Raw genomic sequence first — 17,566 nt, 5'->3', positions numbered from 1 at the left:
CGCGCCGAGTCCCGGCTCTGTGTCACGAACGGAGACGCCTTCCGATGATTGCCGAAGCGTGAGTTCACGCGGCCCTCCGGCCCGCCCCTGTCGGGGTGTTCAACGACAGCCGGCGTCGTAGGCCTCGCGCGCCGCGAGCACCTCTGCCGCGTGTTCCTCCGCCCATCGGCCCAGCGCCTGCAGTGGCACGTGCAGGGTGCGCCCGAGGTCGGTCAGCTCGTACTCGACCCGGGGTGGCATCTCCGCATACTCGTGCCGCGCGACGAGCCCGTCGCGCTCGAGGTCCCGCAGGGTCTCGGTGAGCACCTTCGCGCTGATCCCCTCGACAGTCGCCCGCAGGCCGCCGAAGCGGAGGGCACCGCAACGCCCGAGCGCGATCACCACCATGGCCGTCCACTTGTTGTCCAGGCGCGCCAGCGACATGCGTGTCGACCAGATCGCCGTCGAGGCGGCCCACCCCGGATTCTGCGACAAGGGCCACATCCGCTCATTGGTTACGTTGAGGTGACCGGTTACCAGCCGCGAGAATAGGACGCGGCCGACGACAACGCACGCGGAAGCGAGTCAGCGACTTGCCCCGGAGCGTTTCGCAGGCCTAAGTTCAGCAGCAACCAACTACCGTACGTATCCGCGGGAGCAATCGATGGCCGAGCACCCCGAGTTCAACGTGCTCACGGCGACCTGTCCGTCACGGACTTCGCTCACGCGCATCGCCAACAGGTGGACGGCCATGGTCGTCTCCGCGCTCGGCGGCGGCAGGCTGCGGTTCTCCGATCTTCGCACCGCGGTGGACGGCATCAGCGGCAAGGTCCTCACCGGCACGTTGCGGGAACTCGAACGCGACGGGCTGGTCAGCCGCCACGTGTTCGCCGAGGTTCCGCCCCGTGTCGAGTACGAGCTGACCGAACTCGGCCGGACTCTGCACGCACCCCTGCGCGCTCTGGGCGACTGGGCCGAGGAGCACATCGAGGAAGTCCTCAAGGCACGCGCAGCATTCGACAACTGCCGCTGATCTTCCGGGCGTGCCCCGCCGCGGTCAAACCGACCGGCGTCGTGAGGGCCAACGCGAGGAAAGCGCCTTTCAGCCTGTCCTCAAACGGGCTCCGAATCTGCACGGGAACAGTTCCGCACTTTTCGGAACTCCGTCTCCATGGACTGCCGCGGCGGTCAGGATCGAGGAACGCCGGCACGCCCATACGGTCCGCGCGCGCCTGCGGTGGCGACGTCAGAGATCGGCCGCCCGGACGTCTCCTCCACATCGGATACATTGTGGACACAGGCGCCGTCGTGAAGGGAGGGGTCCGGTGACCAGGGAACACACAGCCGGGATCGGCCTCCGCCGTGCCTTCGAAGCCGTTGACGCGTGTGCCGGGAACGCCGCGCTCGTGGTCGTCCGCGGCGGGGAAGGAGCAGGAAAGACCACTCTTCTGGGTGATCTCCAGCGTGTCTGGCAGGCCCGCGGTCTCGGCGTTGTCCCGGTGCTGAGCGCCGAGAGCAGCCCGAAGTGGGACAAGTTCGGAGCGCTGGCCGTCGTCGACGGTTTGCGGAAAGTTCTTCCGCACATTGCGGATTCACGGGTGACCCGATCAGTGGCGGCAGTCGCTCAGTTGTGTGTCCCGCGCACCTACACCGCTTCGTCGGCTCGCGCGGCCTTGTTGTCCGAACTGACCCGGCTGTTCACCGGCCTGCGGGCGAACGGGCACACCGCTTTGCAGATCGACGACGCGCACCTGCTGCAGGACCCCGGACTGCTGGCCATCGCCGTGCGAGCGGGGTGCACCGTGGTCGCGAGCTGCCACGGGCACCGTGACGTTCCCGGCCCGATCCCGCTCCTCAACGTCGCGGACCGGGTGGTGGACCTTCTTCCGCTCACCGCCGAGGACGTCGGCAGCCTGCTGGCCGCGGCCGTCGCGGAGCCGGTCGACGAGTCCGTGGCCGGCGTGCTGGCCGCGGCCCTCGGGCCGGCTGCGTGCACTCCGGCCACGGTGCTCCGGACGTTCGAGCGCTTGCGGAACGAGGGCCGGTTCGCCGAGGTGCTCGGTCGTCTGTGCCTGGCGGACCCGGCCGCGCCGATCGCCCTGCCACCGGGACACGAACTGGTGAAGGACGTCACTCGATTCGGCAATGTGGGCAAACAGCTCGTCGCCATCGTCGCCGGGGCCGCCCGGTACGAAGTGGATGATCTCGCCGCGTTCGCCGCGGCCACGGACGCCGGTCTCGGCCAGTGCGGTGCGGCGGTGGACGGCATGGTCGCCGCCGGGGTACTCCTCTGCGATGCCGACGGCGTGCTCACCGTTTCCAGTCCCGCCCTGGCCACCGCGGTGCTGGAAGACCTGGGACCGGCGCCGGTCGCGGCGCTGCACGCGGCGATCGCCCGGTATCTCGGCGCCGGCGAGCGCCCTGTGTCGACGGCGTCGGCGGTCGCAGACCACGCCGCGCTGGCCGGGGCCGAGCTGGCACCCGATCCCGAGGTCGGACGCGCGCTGGTCACTGCCGCAGATCGCACGACGCGTGCCGACCCGGCGCTGGCCGCCCGCTGGTACTGCGCCGCACTGCGCCACCTGAGCCCTGGAGCCGAGCGCGATCGTGTCCTGCGGACGGCGCTGCACCTGCTGGTCCACATCGCGGACTATCGGTCGTTGCAGGAGGTCGTGACCGAGCTGATGACCGCGGGTAAGGACAGGCCGTGCTACGCGTTGGCCGTCTCTGCGGCGCTGGCGGCCATCCACACGGGAGAGCCGGTGCCGGTCTCCGTCGCCCGCGCGCTGTCCGCCGATCCGGCCTGCCGGGAGCCACTCACCGTCGCCGAACACTGGTTCACCGGGCACCCGGTGCAGGCCGGAGAACTGGTCGCAGCCTTTTCGCCGTTTCGCGCCGAATGCCCGCTCGACGTCGAGCACGACGACCGGTCGCCTGCCGTGCCCGCCGGCGAAGACTTCGATGTGGCCGGCCTGTTCAAGCTGGCGCTCGGCGCCGAATACGGCGAGCCCTCGTGCGGTCCGATCGCCTTGTACGCTCAGTTGCGACGCGACTACCTCGGTGACGACTGGTCCCGGATCCCCTCGCTTGCCCGGCAGCTCCAGCTCGCCGGTTCCCCTCGGACGGCGGTACACCAGGTGGCCAGGCTGCTCACCGCGGAAGTGCTCTCGTGGGTGGGTGAATCAGAGCTCGCCCGGGAAATGACCGCACTCGGCGAGATGGAATGCCTCTTCCCCGCACTGCGTGCCTGGGCCGAAGCCGGAGAGCTGTACCGGCTGGGGGACTACGACCAGGCGCGGGTTCGCGGATGGGCTGCCTACGAAGAGATCAAGGCGAAGGCCGGTGGTACCGGCCGAGTCGGCGTCCACTGGTTCCTCAACCGGCTGGTCTACCTGGAACACCACGCGCAGGACACCGCTCAGCTGTGGGCCCTCCACACCGAAATCCTGTGGTGGCGCGGCCGATACGGTGGTGCCGGACTGGACATCGCCGAACTGATGACGCGGGCGCTGGCCGGCCACGACCACGACAGCGCGGCGCGCGCAGTGGATCTCGTCCGGCGCCAAGGCCCGCTCATCGACCTCAAGCGTGCGTGCCTGATCGCCGGGTTCACCGCGGACGATCCGGAGCCGTGGTTTAACGAAGCCTATGGCATCGCCAAACGGCTCGGGGGCGAGCGGATGCACGCGAACGTCATGCGCTGGCTGAACGACCGAGGTGTTGCCGTACCGCGGACCCGCGCGCCGGGCGATGCGTTCACACCCAGCGACAGGCGCCTCATCGCGCTGGTGCGGCAAGGGCTCACCAACCGCCAGATCGGCGGCGCGCTCGGAGTGAGCGAAAAAGCAGTGGAAAGCCACCTCTCGCGGCTGTTCGCGAAGTCCGGGTACCGGTCGCGGGTCGAGCTGGCGAGAGCCAGCCTCGAAGGCAGGTTCGCGGCTACCGCGTCCTGAACTCCAGCCGCCCGGTGAACATCGCGGTCGCGAGTTCGACCCGGGATCGGCAGCCGGTGTAGGAGAACAGCCGCGACAGCCGGCCTTCCACGCTCTTGTCGCTCGTGCACAGTGCCGCCGCGATCTGCTTGTTGCTCAGTCCTTCGGTCACCAGCAAGGCGAGCAGATGGTGGTTCTCGACCAGGGTTTCCTGCCGTCCGGGGACCGCGACCCCGTGTTCCTGCATCAACGGACGCAGCCGGGCACGGTTCAGCAAGGAGCCCAGATCGCCGTACAGCGCGTAGCTCTCCGCCAGCAGCCGCGGTTCGGCGACACCGTAGCGCACCAGGCGTTCGATACCGGTGGCCTGTTCGATCGGTTTTCCCTGTCGCTGCAGGAGCTGCCGCGCGGCCTCCGCGGCCGCGGTGTCACCGTGCACGAGTGCCTGCAGCGACAGCCGGTGCACTTCGGCCTGTTCGGTTCCCAGCTGTGCGGCGATCTTGTCGACCTGCTGCAGGTAGAGGGGCAAGGCTTCGGTCGCGCCGGTGAAGACGGCAAGATCGGCCAGCGCCGTCCAGAGGTAGTCGGTGAGCGCCACGATGCCCGCGTCGTCGGCCTGTGCCAGGGCATCGACGATGATCGACCGGGCTTGATCGAGTTCACCGATCAAGCCGGCGTACGAGGCTTCGGCCAGCGCCAGCAGGTGTGGCAGCGACGGCCGGCGCGAGCGCGCCGTGGTCACCAGCTCCCGAGCCCGCGTGAGCTGCCCTCGGCACAGCTGCAACGTTGCGGCGGCAAACGTCATGACGGTCTGGTAGGCATCACAGCCATTGGGCGCGTTGTGTGCGAGTGCCTTGCGCATCAGCTCGAGCGCCTCGGCCACGCGACCGTGCTGGACAAGCCGGATCATCCGCGAGGGCACGCCCAGCAGTTCGGGCGTCTGACCGGTGTCGGTCAGCAGCTGTTCTGCGCGCCGAAGCTCCCCCAGTGCCAGGAGCGCACTGGTGTGGCAGGCAACCTCGGCGAGTGTGTCCTCGCCGGAGGCGTGACGGTGCGGGAGCGCCGCGACGTCCCGGTTGAAGGCCTCCGCCTGGCCGAGCCACAGCGACGTGATCGGAGCGAAGGACCTGACGTAGCCGGCCACCGAGCCGGCTTCCTCGTCGCGTCGCACCTGCTCGAGCAGTTCGCAGGCTTCCTTCCAGCGGTTCAGCAGGGACAACGCGTACGCGCGGCAGACGGCCCGTTCGAGCCGTGTTCCCGGCCAAGGCCACCACTCACCGCTGGCGACCTTTTCCAGGGAGTCGAGGTGATTCGCCTGGTAAAGAGCGCCCAGCTGGATCAGGCAGACGCCGGGCAGCGTGCCGTCGGGGATCTCGTCGTCGTGGCAGCGGAGCACGAGGTCCGAAGACCGCAGGGCGAGATCCGCGCGGCCGGCGGCCAGGCAGGTGCGGGCGTGCGCCAGGAGGATCGTGGCGCGCTCCGCGCGATCCGCGGTGAGCTTCGCGGCGGCGTGCAGCCACGGGATGGCGTGCTCTTCGGCCACTCCGTTGGCCGAAGACGGCTTCGCGGCAGCGAGCAGCTCAGCCGTGGCCCGTTCGGGGTCGACCATCCGTCCGGCCTCGGCGAGGCGGTCGGGCAGGTAGTGCGGATCATCGCAGCGGGCCGCGCCGGACCAGAGCGCGAGAACCGCGGTCCGCGCCAGCTCCCGCCGCTCGTAGGGGCCCAGCAGAGTCCTGAGCGCGGCCGCGACGACGGGGATCCGGAACCGCCACCCTGACGAGGCAGGCAAGTACTGCAGCACCCCCTCTTGTTCGAGGCGGAGCAGGGTGGCTCGCACATCGTCTTCGGCGAGCTCCAGGGCCCGCGCCACCAGGCCGGTCGCGGCCGCACCCAGTGGCCCCAGCACGGCGATCGCCTTCGCCACGCCCCATACCGGATCCTTCATGTCGTGCAGCGTCCGCACCAGCGCGTGCTGGTTGGTCAGCACCGGGCTCCGCTGCTCGTCGAGATAGGCGTGCCGGTCGACCATCCGGACCAGGCCGTGCTCCCGCATGATGGTCAGCGAGGAGGCCACCGCACCCGGCCAGCCGCGAGTCAGCTCCCACAACCGGGTCACCAGATCCGGCTCCGGCCGGGCCTCGAGCATCATCCTGACGTGCTGCGCCAGCCGGGACCGGGGCAACGGACGCAGGATCACCTGACGAAGAAGCCCCGTTTCCTTCAGCCGGGCGAATGCGGAACCGAAGCGGGCACGCACGGGACGCGGTACCGGCAGCGGGACGGTGCACACGCACCTCAGACGAGTCCCCGACAGCCGCTCCACCACCTCTTCGAACGCGGGCAGGACGTCGGGCGGCATCCGGTGTACGTCACCGACGAGCAGAACCGTCATTCCGGCATCGGCTGCCGGACCGCGGTCCAGCTGGTGAACACCACCGATCAGCTCGGCGAACGACAGGTGGACAATCTGCGTACTCCCGGTGTCGCCGGTCTCTTCCAGACAGTACGCGTCGAGTTCCTCGACGATGCCGGCGAGATCGACGCTCGGACCGCCGATAAGCACCAAGGGCTCTCCGGACCGCCGGTCGACGATCTCGCGAACGGTCTCCTGGCACACGGCAGGTATGCGATCGAGGTGCATGGCGTTTCTCCGGCGGCAGTCGGGGGAATCCGCTTGGTATCCTCATTGCTTCTACATCGTTGTACCTGCATTGTGGACACGACCGCCCGCCCAAAGGGCACCGTGTGCCCGGTGGCGCCGGAAACGACCGCAACCCCCGCGGCGAAATTCACCCAATTGGGTAGTATTTGGTGGATTGCTACGCCAAGATGAGCGTCGCCAGCTGGTCGGCCGTGAGATTGTGCAGGCTTCCGTTCCAGCTCGCCGCCGAGGGCGAGGACTCGGCTGTGTAACCGCGTACGCCGTGGCCCACTCGAATCGAATGCTGCGCGGCCACCCTGGCCCAGTGCTCGGCCGCCGCCCTGGTCGCCTGCCCGGTCATCTCGGCGAGACCCCAGGCCAGAGCCGCTTCGTACCCAGGGGTGCACGAAACCGGGAGGCACACCGGAGACAGGTGGAACACCGACAGCTTCTCGCCTCCGGCCGGAACTTGCCTGTTCGCCGCCGACTCGATCACGTTCATTCCAGAATCCTTGATATCTCAACGGGCTATCCGGAAAAGTAATCCGGTTAAGAATATTGATCGCGCCCACGCTACCGACCCGGCTCGGCTTCGAGCAACACGCTCACTTCATCCCGAATGGAATCCCCCAGCAGCGGACCGATCAGCCGCAAGCCTCGCCAGATATATGTGATCTGTATCACATTCAGCCCATAGTCACCTTGAGGTAACTGGTTACCGATCGTCAGCATTGCGCTTGAAATCGAGGCCCACCAAGGGAGGTCATGATGACCAGCACCACGACCAGTACGACGTCGGCTGTTGCCGGACAGTATCTCAGCGCGATGGCAGCAAAGGACTTCGCCGCGCTGGGCAGCCTGTTCGCCGAGGACATCGTGTGGCACCAGCCTGGCAACAACCGGTTCTCCGGCACCCTCGTCGGCGTACCGGCGGTCCAGGAGATGATCGCCGCGCAGATGGCCTTCACCCAGGGGACGTTCGATCTGGTCACGACCGGAGCGCCGATGATCAACGGCGACATGTTCGCGGTTCCCGTCCACTTCTCCGCGAAACACGGCGACTCCGAGATCTCGATGGACGGCTTCGACGTGCACCGGGTCAGCGATGGCCGGATCGCGGAGGTGTGGCTGTTCTCCGATCTCCAGCAGGGCGAAGACTCCTTCTGGGACGCCGAGTGACGCGGCCTCGCCGGCCGGGAACCCCGGGAGAGACCCCGTCGCCCGAACGTGTCCGGATGGCAACCGCCTTCCTGGTTCCCGCCGTCGCAGGCAGCATCGGTTGCGCGATCGTGGTCGCCGTGACACGCGCCATGGCGACCGTTCCAGTCGACTTCAAACCGTTCCACCCAGCAGCCTACGTTCCCCTCACCGTGGTCGCCGCGGCGGCGGGGCTGGCAGGGTGGCTGGCCGTGCGACGCCGAGCCACCCGCCCTGCCACTACGCTCAGGAGCCTCGCTTCCGCGGTGGTGGCGCTGTCCTTCGTACCCGACGTCCTTCTCGGCATCACCGGGTTCCTCCCCGGCACGACCTGGCCCGGCGTGGCCGGCCTCATGGTCATGCACCTGGTGATCGCCGCCGTCGCGGTGGCGTCGTACGCCAGGTTCTTTCCCGCGCCGGCGGCCCGGACGCAGCCGTGATCGGGGCGCTCCGCACCGCCCCGGAAGTCACGGCCTGGCGACTACCCGACGCCGTGCACCTGCTTCGCCGCATTGAAGAGTGCGTGCGCACGCCAGTACGCGTCGACCTGCGCCGTGTTCCGGACCGCGTAAGCCGCCGTCTCGACCACGGTCGCGAGGCAGCTGACCGGTCCGAGCGCGGGAACGGGCACCGGCTGCAGCGGCTCGACAGCCTTCTCGGAGAATTGACGATTGACAAAAGTTTCAATGCGGTTCACTGTGACCCTTTCTCTTGATACTTGTCATTCGGCTGCGCAGATCCGACCGGCGACAGCAAAGAGGGCGGCTGTCCCCGCAGATGCGAGGACAACCGCCCACTCGCCATGAGCGAGCCGTGCTCCAACCGGGAATCTCCGGCGGGGCGCCTCAGAGATGCTCTTCGACGATCGCAAGGATGTCCATCACAGACAGATCCACCGGCTGCTCGGACGACGCATCCGAACCAACGGTCTTGCCCTGGATTCCCCCGCCCATGACGAACCAGCCACCGTTTTGCTCCGCGACTTGCCGGAGTGCGTCATTGCAGGTCCAAACCTGGAAGCTCCCGACGGGATACCCCGGAGCGCAGTACTCCAGCGGCTCCGGCTCCGCCATACCGACAACTGCGCGTTCGATATAAATCATGCACTTACTCCGATCAAATGAACAATGCCGCATCAGGAAACCTTCGGACAGCGACCGGCAGCGATCCAGGAGATCGACTCCCGAATTCAGGCTATGGATACAACCCATCAAGAAGCAAACGCGCCAAGGTGCCACGAAGGGAATCCCTCGCCGCATGCCTGGTTATCCTGCACTCCCTCCGAAATAGCCGACGAACGTTCCGCGTTCTGCGGAACAGCCGACCGCCCGCACAGCACATGGCACCTGCTGCGCAGGCAAGCCACCTCCACGTCATGTATGTTTCCACGGAATCAACTTCGCCAACCTCAGCGGCCCCGGGGACGATCCGAAGGGAAAAATGAGCGAGCACAATACTGGTCACCTGCGGTCGAGCCGGCAGCCCGAGGCCATCCAGGTTCGAGGAGCGCGCGTCCACAACCTCCGCGACATCGACGTGACCGTGCCGCTGCGCCAGCTCGTGGCCGTCGCCGGCGTGTCCGGGTCGGGCAAGTCGTCCCTCGCCTTGGGTGTGCTGTACGCGGAGGGGTCACGCCGGTACGTCGAGGCGTTGTCCACCTACACGCGTCGACGGTTGTCCCAGGCCGGCCGGGCCGCCGTGGACAGCGTGGAGCACGTGCCGGCCGCGCTGGCCCTGCGCCAGCGACCGGCCGTTCCCGGGGTCCGGAGCACTTTCGGGACGTCCACCGAGCTGCTCAACCACCTGCGTCTGCTGTTCTCCCGGCTGGGATCCCACGTCTGCCCGAACGGTCATCGCCAGGCCCCCACTCTGGACGTGGCTCGCGGACTGGATCTCACGTGCACGGTGTGCGCGGCGACCTTCACCCCACCCGGCGCCGAGTCGTTCGCCTTCAACTCCGACGGCGCCTGTCCCCGGTGCACGGGAACCGGGCTGGTGCGGGAAGTCGACGAGACCACGCTCGTCCCCGACCCGTCGCTGACGATCGAGGCCGGCGCGGTCGCCCCGTGGTCGATGTTCGGGCTGACGGTGATGCCCCAGGTCGTCGCGGAATTCGGCGTCCGCACCGACGTCCCGTACACCGAGCTGACCGACGCCGAGCGCAACATCGTGATGCACGGGCCCGCCGAGAAGCGGCACATCCGGGTGCCGTCGAAGAACGGCAAGCTGTTCGACCTCAACTTCACCTACCGCAACGCGCGCCAGGCCGTGCGGGAAGCGGTCGAAAAGGCCACCACGGAGCGCGGCCTGAGCCGCGTCAACCGGTTCCTCAGTGTCCAGACCTGCCCGGACTGTGGCGGTACCCGGCTGAGCGAGCAGGCCCGGGCCAGCCTCGTCGACGGCATCAACCTGGCCGAGGCGACCGCCAAGACCCTCGACGAACTCGTCGCCTGGGTACCGGGGATCGCCGGTACCCTGCCGGCGGAGATGGGCGCCATGGCCGCGAGCATCACCGCCGAGCTGATGCAGACCGCCCGCCGCCTCCGCCGGCTCGGTCTGGGCTACCTCGCGCTCGACCGCTCCGGTTCCACGCTGTCCACCGGGGAGCGGCAGCGGGTGCAGCTCACCCGCGCGGTGCGCAACCGCACCACCGGCGTGCTGTACGTTCTCGACGAGCCTTCCATCGGCCTGCATCCCTCGAACATCGACGGCCTCATCGGCGTGATCCGGGACCTGCTGGCCGACGGCAACTCCGTCGTCCTGGTGGACCACGATGTCCAGGTCCTCCGCGAGGCGGACTGGATCATCGAAATCGGCCCGGGATCCGGCAAGCACGGCGGCCGGGTGCTGGCCGACGGCGACGTCACCGGCCTGACGGAGAACCCGGCCTCGCTCATCGGCGGGTTCCTCTCCGGGCGCGAACCCGTCGTCGTCCGGAAGCGTGCTGCCGCTTCGGAGGTCTTCAGCTCCGGCGCCCTGCGCCTGTCGACCCGGCCGGTGCACACCGTCCGCGCTCTCGACCTCGAACTGCCCCTCGGTCGCCTCACGGCGGTGACCGGCGTCTCCGGCTCCGGCAAGACCACCGTCGTCCTGGACAGCCTCGTCCCCGCAGTGACCGCGCGCGCCGGGGGAAAACCGCTGCCCGCCCACGTCGCGGACATCGACCCGCAGGGCGTCACCCGCGTCCACGTCGTCGACGCCACCCCGATCGGCGTCAACGTCCGGTCCACAGTGGCCACCTACAGCGGAGTGCTGGACGATCTCCGGCGGGCCTACGCGGCAACCCCCGCAGCGAAGGAGTATCAGCTGACGGCGGGCGACTTCTCCTACAACACCGGCTCATTGCGGTGCCCGCGGTGCGACGGGACCGGCCAGGTGTCGCTCGACGTGCAGTTCCTGCCCGACGTGGACATCGACTGCCCCGACTGCGGCGGCAGCCGCTACGCGCCCGAGGCCGGCCGGATCCGCCGCGGCGACGGCGGCCTCACGCTGCCGGACGTGCTCGCCCTGACCGTCGACGAAGCCCTCGACCACGTAGGCGACATCCGGCGTGTCCGCGCGCGCCTGCAGACGCTCGCCGCGCTCGGCCTCGGGTACCTGACGCTCGGCGAATCCACACCGGCGCTGTCGGGCGGCGAAGCCCAGCGCCTCAAGCTCGCCGGCGAACTCGATCGCGACCAGGACGGATCGCTGTTCGTGTTCGACGAACCCAGCGTGGGCCTGCATCCTCTCGACGTGCGGGTGCTCCTGGACGTCCTGGAGCGCCTGACGGCTCGCGGCGCCACCGTCGTCGTCATCGAGCACGACCTCGACATGATCGCCAACGCCGACTACGTGATCGACATGGGTCCCGGTGGCGGTGCCGACGGCGGCACCGTCGTCGCCGTCGGCCCACCCGACGTCCTGGCCGGCGCCGACGGCAGCCTGACTGCGCGGTACCTGAAGCGGCACCTCCAGGCGACTCGTTCGTAGTCACCCGAGCCTTGCCTGCCATCCGATTCCACAGGACTTGATTCCATGGAATCAATCTGGTTCACTGGGTGACAGGAAGCCCATACGTGCCAAAGGAGTGAGCGCCATGAGCAGTCCAGCCGTCAACACCGTCGCCTGGTTCGAGATCGGCACCGACCGGCCGGCCGAGGTGAAGGAGTTCTTCGGGCAGCTGTTCGGCTGGAACTACAGCCTGAACACCAACACACCAGGGGTGAACTACCACGCGATCGTCACGCCGGGCGCGCCGCAGCCCACCGGCGGCGTGTGGGAGTCGGACGGGAAGTTCTCCGACTACGCCATCTTCTACGTGCTCGTCCAGGACGTGGAAGCGACCGTCGAGCGCGCCGAGGAGCTCGGCGGCAAGGTCCTCATGCCGCCCGTGACCGACGCGGCCGGGCTCACCTTCGCCAGGCTCGAAGACAGCGCAGGCCACCACTTCGGCGTGTTCTCCGCACCCACGTCGTGACCACGCTTCCGCGCAGCAGAAAGGATTTCGGCATGGTCTCCGCCGGACAGGTCCAGGTTCACCGCTACGGCGGCCCCACGACGCTGATCGAGTACGGCGGTCTGCGGTTCGCCACCGACCCGACGTTCGATCCGCCGGGCGAGTACGACACGGGGATACCGGGGTTCACCCTGGTCAAGACCACCCCCTCGCCGGTCACCGCCGCGGACCTCGGCCGGGTCGACGCGGTTCTGCTCTCCCACGACGAGCACGACGACAACCTTGACACGTCGGGCCGGGCTTTTCTCGGCGAAGTGCCTGTCGTGTTCACCACCGTCAGCGGTGCCGGCCGGCTGGGTGGCAACGCCCGCGGGCTCGCGTTCTGGGAAGCGGCACAGCTCAAGCGTCCCGACGGCGGCACTGTGACCGTGACGGGTGTGCCCGCCCGGCACGGCCCCGAGGGCTGTGAAGCGATCTCCGGTGACGTCGTCGGCTTCGTCCTCACCGCCGACGACCTTCCGTCGGTCTACGTCAGCGGCGACAATGCCGCCCTCGAGCTCGTCGAGGAGATCGCCGGAAGGTTCGCCCCGGTGGACACCGCGATCCTCTTCCTCGGTGGCGCCCGGTTCGCCCAGTTCTTCGACAACGCGCTGATCACCCTGAACAGCGCCCAGGGCGCCGAGGCCGCAAAGATCCTCGGCGCACGCCGGGTCGTTCCCGCCCACTTCGACAGCTGGGCCCACTTCACCGAAGGCCGCGCGGACATCGAACAGGCGTTCACCGCGGCAGGACTGGCCGACCGCCTTCAGCTCGGCTGACGCGCCTCGGGCCGGGGAAGCGCCGGTCACCCGGTCCGCCCGCCGCCGCATCATCCCACCGGGAGGCGTTCCGAGGAGACTTGCCGTGGTCGATCTGAAGCTGCTGTACCAGGACCTGGTCCGGTTCGAGACAGAGCTCTGGAGCGCTGTCGACGCACGGCTGCGGGCGAACTGCGCTCTGCAGCTCACGTGGTTCGAGGTGATGCGCGTACTCGGCCGGCGCGGCGGATGCCGGGTGCTGGACATCGCCGGGGAGTTCGGCATCACGGCCGGAGGCACGAGCAAGGTCGTCGACCGCCTCGAGGCCGCCGGGTACTGCCGGCGGCGCGCCAATCCGGACGACCGGCGCTCCTCGATCATCCAACTCACCCCGACGGGACACCGCGTGGTCACCAAGGCCGAGAAGGTGTTCGAAGACGAGCTGGAGACCCGGGTCGGCTCAGTCCTGCCGGAGCGATCCCTCGAGCAGCTGGCGACGTCGCTCGCGGACCTGCGCGCCGCCCACCGGCTGAGCGCGCGCCAGGAGCCGTCGTGACGAAGCCGGCGGACAGACATCATTCAAGGAAAGCTGAGAATCATGCCCAAGATGTCCAGGTACCAAGCGATCGAGTTCCTCACCACCGGAACCCGCACGGGAAAGCTCGCCACCGCGTCGGCGTCCGGAGCCCCGAACGTGGCGCCGGTGTGGTTCACTGTGGACGGTGACGACGTGGTGTTCACCACCGGACGCACCAGCAGCAAGGGCCGCCACCTTCTCGCCAACCCTCGCGCGGCGCTCAGTGTCGACAGCGAGGAGTTCCCGTATTCGTTCGTGGTCGTCCGCGGACCAGTGCACGTGGACGACGAAGCCGACGACCTACTTGCCTGGAACACCCGGCTCGCCGAGCGATACGTGCCGCCCGGCCGCGCCGAAGAGTACGGCCGGCGCAACACGGGGACGGACATCATGCTGTGCCGGCTGCGGATGGAACACGTTTCCGCCTGGTCCGACATCGCCTCCTAGTGCCGCGCTTCCAAAATTGGTCGCCGGTCAAGGCAAGCATCCCAAGGTGGCGTTCGGTGCGTTGGATCGGCACTACGGCGCGAAGCGCCTCTGTTGAGGGCGGTGACGGAGGCGTGGGTGGAACACCGAAGACCGCCTCGGGGCACTCGATCCGGACGGCAAGCGAATCGCGACGGCGACCCCAAGACCGGTGCCGGCCGGCAAGTTGTCGACCGGCACCGGTCTTCGTGGTCACCGGCTGGTGACCTGTCCCCGCTCAGCGAAGTCCCATGTCGGCCAGCCATTCGCCGGCCGTCCGAGGTGTCACGCCGAGCAGCTTCTGGGCGGAACGCTCGGGTGCGATCACGCGGCCCGGAAGCTTCGCCATCGCCCGGTAGTTCGCCGCGAGACCGGCGGCAGTTCCTTCCCCGATCATCGGCGCGAGAGCACCGAAGTACTCCTCCGGCGCGGCGGCTTGGTAGGTGACCTCCCGGCCGAGCCTGCGCCCGAACGCCTTGGCCAGTTCGGCTCCGGTGATGGCCGGGTACTGACCGACCCCGACGACACCGGAGACGTCCGGACGTTCGAACAGTGTGACCGCGACGTCGGCGATGTCCAGATGCGACGCCCAGGAGACGCTGAAGGCGGCCGGCAGCGGATACCCCAGCACACCACGCTCGCGCACACCGTCCACGACATGCGGAAGCAGCAGGTTCTCGAAGAACAGTTCGGGCGCGATCACCGCGTAGGGCACACCGCTGTCCGCCAGTCCGCCGATCAGCGTCGAGACCGCGCTCTCATCGCCGTCCTCGATGGCATAACCGCTGGTCGAGAACACCACACGGCCGGGCCGGGCCGCGTGCACGGCGGCAACGATGCTGCGCGCATAGGTTCGGCGGTCCTCCTCCGTGCCCAGGGGCAGGTGGATGAACACGCCATCGGCGCCGGCGTAGGCGTGGGTCAGTCCTTCCTCGGAGGAGTAGCCGACGGTCATCACCCGCGCGCCGGGGACGTCTGCGTCCGCGTTGCGGGTCAGGGCGATCACGGGTTTGCCCGCGGCGGCGAGAGCGGAAACGACAGGGGCACCTTGAGCGCCGGTGGCGCCGTGGATCACGTAAGTCATGCACCCATTAGTGCATGGACTGCACCGATTACATCAACTGCACTATTGGGGTAAAATCACGATGTGACGAAAGACGCGTGCCTGCCGGACTGCGGTGTCGCCCGGTTCCTCGCCCTGCTGAACGGACCGTGGGCCACACTCATCGTGCGCGAGCTCCTGCCCGGCCCTCGCCGTTTCAGCGAACTACGCGAGGCCCTGCCCGGCATCAGCCCACACACCCTGACGAGCCGGCTGCGCCAGTTCGAGACCTACGGCATCGTCACCCGCACCGCCTACCCGGAGATTCCGCCGCGGGTCGAATACCGGCTCACGTCCCTCGGCGAAGGGCTTCGCGACGTCCTCGACGCCATGGCCACCTGGGCCATGTCCATCCCGGACCCTGTTCCTGCCGCCACTGTTCAGTAGAGAGTAACCTTGGCGGTCGCCAGGTCGTAGGACGCGCCCACGACGCGGAGCTTTCCCTCGGCGATCTTCTCCTTGAGCGAGGGTGTTTCCTGCAAGCCGGCCACGACACCGCGGATGTGCGCTTCCAAAGCGGCCGCGTAGGCGTCCCCGCCGCGCGTCTGCGCCTGCCGGGCACCAGGGACGAGGGCCGATACGAGTGCACCCAGCGGCCCGGGCGGCGTCTTGGCGGGCTCCTTCATCGCGGCCACCGCGGCCTTCACCGCCCCGCAGCCCTGATGGCCCAGAACCATGACCAGCGGCGTCTTCAGCTCCAGTACTCCGTACTCGATCGTCCCGACGGTGGGGTCGGAGAGGACGTTGCCGGCCGTGCGCGTGACGAAGATGTCGCCGAAGTCCTCGTCGAACACCGCCTCGACCGGCACCCGCGAGTCGGCGCACCCGAACACCTGGGCATAGGGTGCCTGACCGGTGGCGTGCCGGCGGATGTCGTCGAGAGTTTGCGCATGCAGCACCTTGTTGGCGAGCAGTCGCTGGTTGCCGTCCAGTAACCGCTTGAGGGCCCCTTCAGGGGTTGTCGGCAGTTCTCCGGGTGGCGCGGCGGGTACCGCGGCGCCCGGGTCACCGGCGGCGAGCACCTGACTGCTTCCCGTGTTCGCGGAGCAGGAACTCAAGGCAACCGCGGCCCCGCCGAGGACGAGTCCGTTGAGTGCGGCGCGCCGATTCCACTGCTTTTCCGGACGAGACCCGGGCAGGTCGTCGCGGTCGATTTTGTGCTGGATTTTCACGTGCCTTGCCTTTTCGAGCGACTCAGTCCCACGTTTGCGGCGAGACTACCGCCGCGTCGCACTTCCGGCCCGCTTCAGTGGCTCTCACGAAGGGAATCCCTCACCAACCATGCGTGCACACAATTGGGCCCCTTGCCGTGCCCGGGAGCCAACTTCGGACGCGCGACACCAGCAGCCTCTCCTAGAGCGACGACCGGATTTCCAGCAGCTCGGCTACCGACCTGGGGCCGCCGCCTGGTTGCCGACCCGGGTCCGGAGTCGAGAAAGGCCTGCCGACCAGGTGCTCCGCAGCCCACACGACGGCATACCAGCAGGCACGGAAGTAGTCGGCGGAGTTGCAGGACAGCGGGCACGCGGCGGCCACGAACTCCAGCGGTCGAACTGAGTCCTCGGACAGCGCGCGACACGACTCGATACGGTTCATCGGGTTTGTCTTTCATATCTTCCGGAAGGAACACGGGAAGACTACCTTGGTGACACCCTGAACCCCGTCTCACACGGAGAACATTCCTCAGTGGACGGACAGGAAATCCGCCCATCGGGGAAACATCTGCGAATCCAGTCGAAAAAGATTTCCGACGGTTATTCTCAAGACGTAACGTCCCTGACTGAAAAGGACATTCCTGTCATGAGTGCTATCGAGATCGCCGCCACCCGGCAAGTTCCCGCAGACGGTGGCGTGCTGGAGCCGCTGGACACGTTCCGCAGCGTCTCGCCGACCAGCTGCGCCACCACCGTCGAAGGCGCGGAGCTGACCGCGCAGCTCGCCCGCATGGCGGGCCTGCACCAAGCGGCCGCCCACTGGGCCGAGCGTGCGGTCGACCTGGTCCGCGGCTTCGGCGGCAACGCAGTCGTCGACACTGGCGTGGCCTGCGCCCCGTCGGGCAGCGTGTCGGTCACCGAGCTGATCGCGGCGCGCTCGGCGCACTGCTGAACCGCCTGCCTGCGAGCGGCCGAGGGCTGCCCGGTGGAGTCATCCGCCGGGCAGCCCTTTCCTCGTCTGCCGCCATGCCGGACGCGTCAGCCGTTCACCCTGACGTCCACGACACCACCTAGAGCTCCGTGGTTCTTCCGGCCCGCGAACGCTCGTTGATCGGTGGTGGTGGTCGTGGCCACGGACGGAATGACCGCGGGCGTGAGCGGCACCGGACTCACCACCCCCTGCCGGACCGGCCGATCGGCATCGTCACCACAGGCGGCGGCGAGCAGAGAAAGGCCCAGCAAGGCCAGTGCTGCACGACGCATGACCCCTCCCTGGCGCGACAG

Annotated in this window: 19 protein-coding genes; 11 read left to right on the top strand and 8 right to left on the bottom strand. The window is 68.3% G+C overall.

The features are described 5' to 3' along the window. Positions 1 to 99: 99 nt before the first annotated feature. Positions 100 to 423, bottom strand: coding sequence for a winged helix-turn-helix transcriptional regulator (locus ABJI51_RS05220; RefSeq protein ID WP_348947823.1), 324 nt, complete (start codon positions 421 to 423; stop codon positions 100 to 102). A 220-nt stretch (positions 424 to 643) separates the two neighbouring features. On the opposite strand from ABJI51_RS05220, the gene ABJI51_RS05215 reads away from it, so the two are divergent. Together ABJI51_RS05215 and ABJI51_RS05210 are read left to right on the top strand one after the other, a co-directional pair. Then, the gene (locus ABJI51_RS05215) at positions 644 to 1,012 is read left to right on the top strand and encodes a winged helix-turn-helix transcriptional regulator (RefSeq protein WP_348947821.1); all 369 of its coding nucleotides are present in this window, start codon (positions 644 to 646) and stop codon (positions 1,010 to 1,012) included. 466 nt (positions 1,013 to 1,478) lie between these two features. After that, positions 1,479 to 3,932, top strand: a complete 2,454-nt coding sequence (locus ABJI51_RS05210; protein WP_348947820.1) for a helix-turn-helix transcriptional regulator — start codon at positions 1,479 to 1,481, stop codon at positions 3,930 to 3,932. Here ABJI51_RS05210 and ABJI51_RS05205 read toward each other — a convergent pair. Continuing rightward, a complete protein-coding gene (locus tag ABJI51_RS05205; protein WP_348947818.1) occupies positions 3,919 to 6,552 on the bottom strand; it encodes a LuxR C-terminal-related transcriptional regulator in 2,634 nt (877 codons plus the stop codon). The two genes, ABJI51_RS05210 and ABJI51_RS05205, sit on opposite strands and share 14 nt — an antisense overlap. A gap of 178 nt (positions 6,553 to 6,730) precedes the next feature. After that, the gene (locus ABJI51_RS05200) at positions 6,731 to 7,054 is read right to left on the bottom strand and encodes a hypothetical protein (RefSeq protein ID WP_348947817.1); all 324 of its coding nucleotides are present in this window, start codon (positions 7,052 to 7,054) and stop codon (positions 6,731 to 6,733) included. Positions 7,055 to 7,320: 266 nt separating this feature from the next. Between ABJI51_RS05200 and ABJI51_RS05195 the strand changes: the two genes are divergently transcribed. Further along, positions 7,321 to 7,731 carry a nuclear transport factor 2 family protein gene (locus ABJI51_RS05195; RefSeq protein ID WP_348947815.1) on the top strand — a complete coding sequence of 137 codons (411 nt, stop codon included), beginning with the start codon at positions 7,321 to 7,323 and terminating at the stop codon, positions 7,729 to 7,731. Positions 7,732 to 7,787: 56 nt separating this feature from the next. Further along, positions 7,788 to 8,189, top strand: coding sequence for a DUF6069 family protein (locus ABJI51_RS05190; RefSeq protein WP_348947814.1), 402 nt, complete (start codon positions 7,788 to 7,790; stop codon positions 8,187 to 8,189). A gap of 41 nt (positions 8,190 to 8,230) precedes the next feature. On the opposite strand, the gene ABJI51_RS05185 is transcribed toward ABJI51_RS05190, so the two are convergent. Together ABJI51_RS05185 and ABJI51_RS05180 are read right to left on the bottom strand one after the other, a co-directional pair. Next, entirely contained in the window at positions 8,231 to 8,446 is a 216-nt protein-coding gene (locus tag ABJI51_RS05185; RefSeq protein WP_348947812.1) for a hypothetical protein, read from the bottom strand. Between the two features lie 148 nt (positions 8,447 to 8,594). Next, the gene (locus ABJI51_RS05180; RefSeq protein WP_348947810.1) at positions 8,595 to 8,852 is read right to left on the bottom strand and encodes a hypothetical protein; all 258 of its coding nucleotides are present in this window, start codon (positions 8,850 to 8,852) and stop codon (positions 8,595 to 8,597) included. Positions 8,853 to 9,189: 337 nt separating this feature from the next. On the opposite strand from ABJI51_RS05180, the gene ABJI51_RS05175 reads away from it, so the two are divergent. From ABJI51_RS05175 to ABJI51_RS05155, 5 genes are all read left to right on the top strand, one after another. Further along, positions 9,190 to 11,721, top strand: a complete 2,532-nt coding sequence (locus tag ABJI51_RS05175; RefSeq protein ID WP_348947808.1) for an excinuclease ABC subunit UvrA — start codon at positions 9,190 to 9,192, stop codon at positions 11,719 to 11,721. Positions 11,722 to 11,827: 106 nt separating this feature from the next. Continuing rightward, a complete protein-coding gene (locus ABJI51_RS05170) occupies positions 11,828 to 12,208 on the top strand; it encodes a VOC family protein (RefSeq protein WP_348947806.1) in 381 nt (126 codons plus the stop codon). A 32-nt stretch (positions 12,209 to 12,240) separates the two neighbouring features. Beyond that, positions 12,241 to 13,005: an MBL fold metallo-hydrolase gene (locus ABJI51_RS05165; RefSeq protein ID WP_348947804.1), complete on the top strand. Its 765-nt coding sequence runs from the start codon at positions 12,241 to 12,243 to the stop codon at positions 13,003 to 13,005. A gap of 85 nt (positions 13,006 to 13,090) precedes the next feature. Beyond that, entirely contained in the window at positions 13,091 to 13,540 is a 450-nt protein-coding gene (locus tag ABJI51_RS05160) for a MarR family winged helix-turn-helix transcriptional regulator (RefSeq protein ID WP_348947802.1), read from the top strand. A gap of 51 nt (positions 13,541 to 13,591) precedes the next feature. Beyond that, on the top strand, positions 13,592 to 14,008 hold the full coding sequence (locus ABJI51_RS05155; protein ID WP_348947801.1) for a PPOX class F420-dependent oxidoreductase: 417 nt from the start codon (positions 13,592 to 13,594) through the stop codon (positions 14,006 to 14,008). 256 nt (positions 14,009 to 14,264) lie between these two features. Here ABJI51_RS05155 and ABJI51_RS05150 read toward each other — a convergent pair whose 3' ends face one another. Continuing rightward, positions 14,265 to 15,110: an NmrA family NAD(P)-binding protein gene (locus ABJI51_RS05150; RefSeq protein ID WP_348947799.1), complete on the bottom strand. Its 846-nt coding sequence runs from the start codon at positions 15,108 to 15,110 to the stop codon at positions 14,265 to 14,267. A 63-nt stretch (positions 15,111 to 15,173) separates the two neighbouring features. Between ABJI51_RS05150 and ABJI51_RS05145 the strand changes: the two genes are divergently transcribed. Next, positions 15,174 to 15,515 (top strand): winged helix-turn-helix transcriptional regulator, encoded by a 342-nt coding sequence (locus tag ABJI51_RS05145; RefSeq protein WP_348947798.1) that lies wholly within the window; start codon positions 15,174 to 15,176, stop codon positions 15,513 to 15,515. On the opposite strand, the gene ABJI51_RS05140 is transcribed toward ABJI51_RS05145, so the two are convergent. Continuing rightward, the gene (locus tag ABJI51_RS05140; protein WP_348947796.1) at positions 15,509 to 16,300 is read right to left on the bottom strand and encodes a carbonic anhydrase; all 792 of its coding nucleotides are present in this window, start codon (positions 16,298 to 16,300) and stop codon (positions 15,509 to 15,511) included. The genes ABJI51_RS05145 and ABJI51_RS05140 overlap by 7 nt on opposite strands. A 628-nt stretch (positions 16,301 to 16,928) precedes the next feature. Between ABJI51_RS05140 and ABJI51_RS05135 the strand changes: the two genes are divergently transcribed. Continuing rightward, on the top strand, positions 16,929 to 17,234 hold the full coding sequence (locus ABJI51_RS05135; protein ID WP_348947794.1) for a hypothetical protein: 306 nt from the start codon (positions 16,929 to 16,931) through the stop codon (positions 17,232 to 17,234). 86 nt (positions 17,235 to 17,320) lie between these two features. On the opposite strand, the gene ABJI51_RS05130 is transcribed toward ABJI51_RS05135, so the two are convergent. Continuing rightward, on the bottom strand, positions 17,321 to 17,545 hold the full coding sequence (locus tag ABJI51_RS05130) for a hypothetical protein (RefSeq protein WP_348947792.1): 225 nt from the start codon (positions 17,543 to 17,545) through the stop codon (positions 17,321 to 17,323). Positions 17,546 to 17,566: the final 21 nt, after the last annotated feature.

Source organism: Amycolatopsis melonis, from assembly GCF_040064235.1.
In the GTDB taxonomy this organism is placed as follows: domain Bacteria; phylum Actinomycetota; class Actinomycetes; order Mycobacteriales; family Pseudonocardiaceae; genus Amycolatopsis; species Amycolatopsis melonis.
This window is presented reverse-complemented; position numbering and strand designations above follow the sequence as displayed.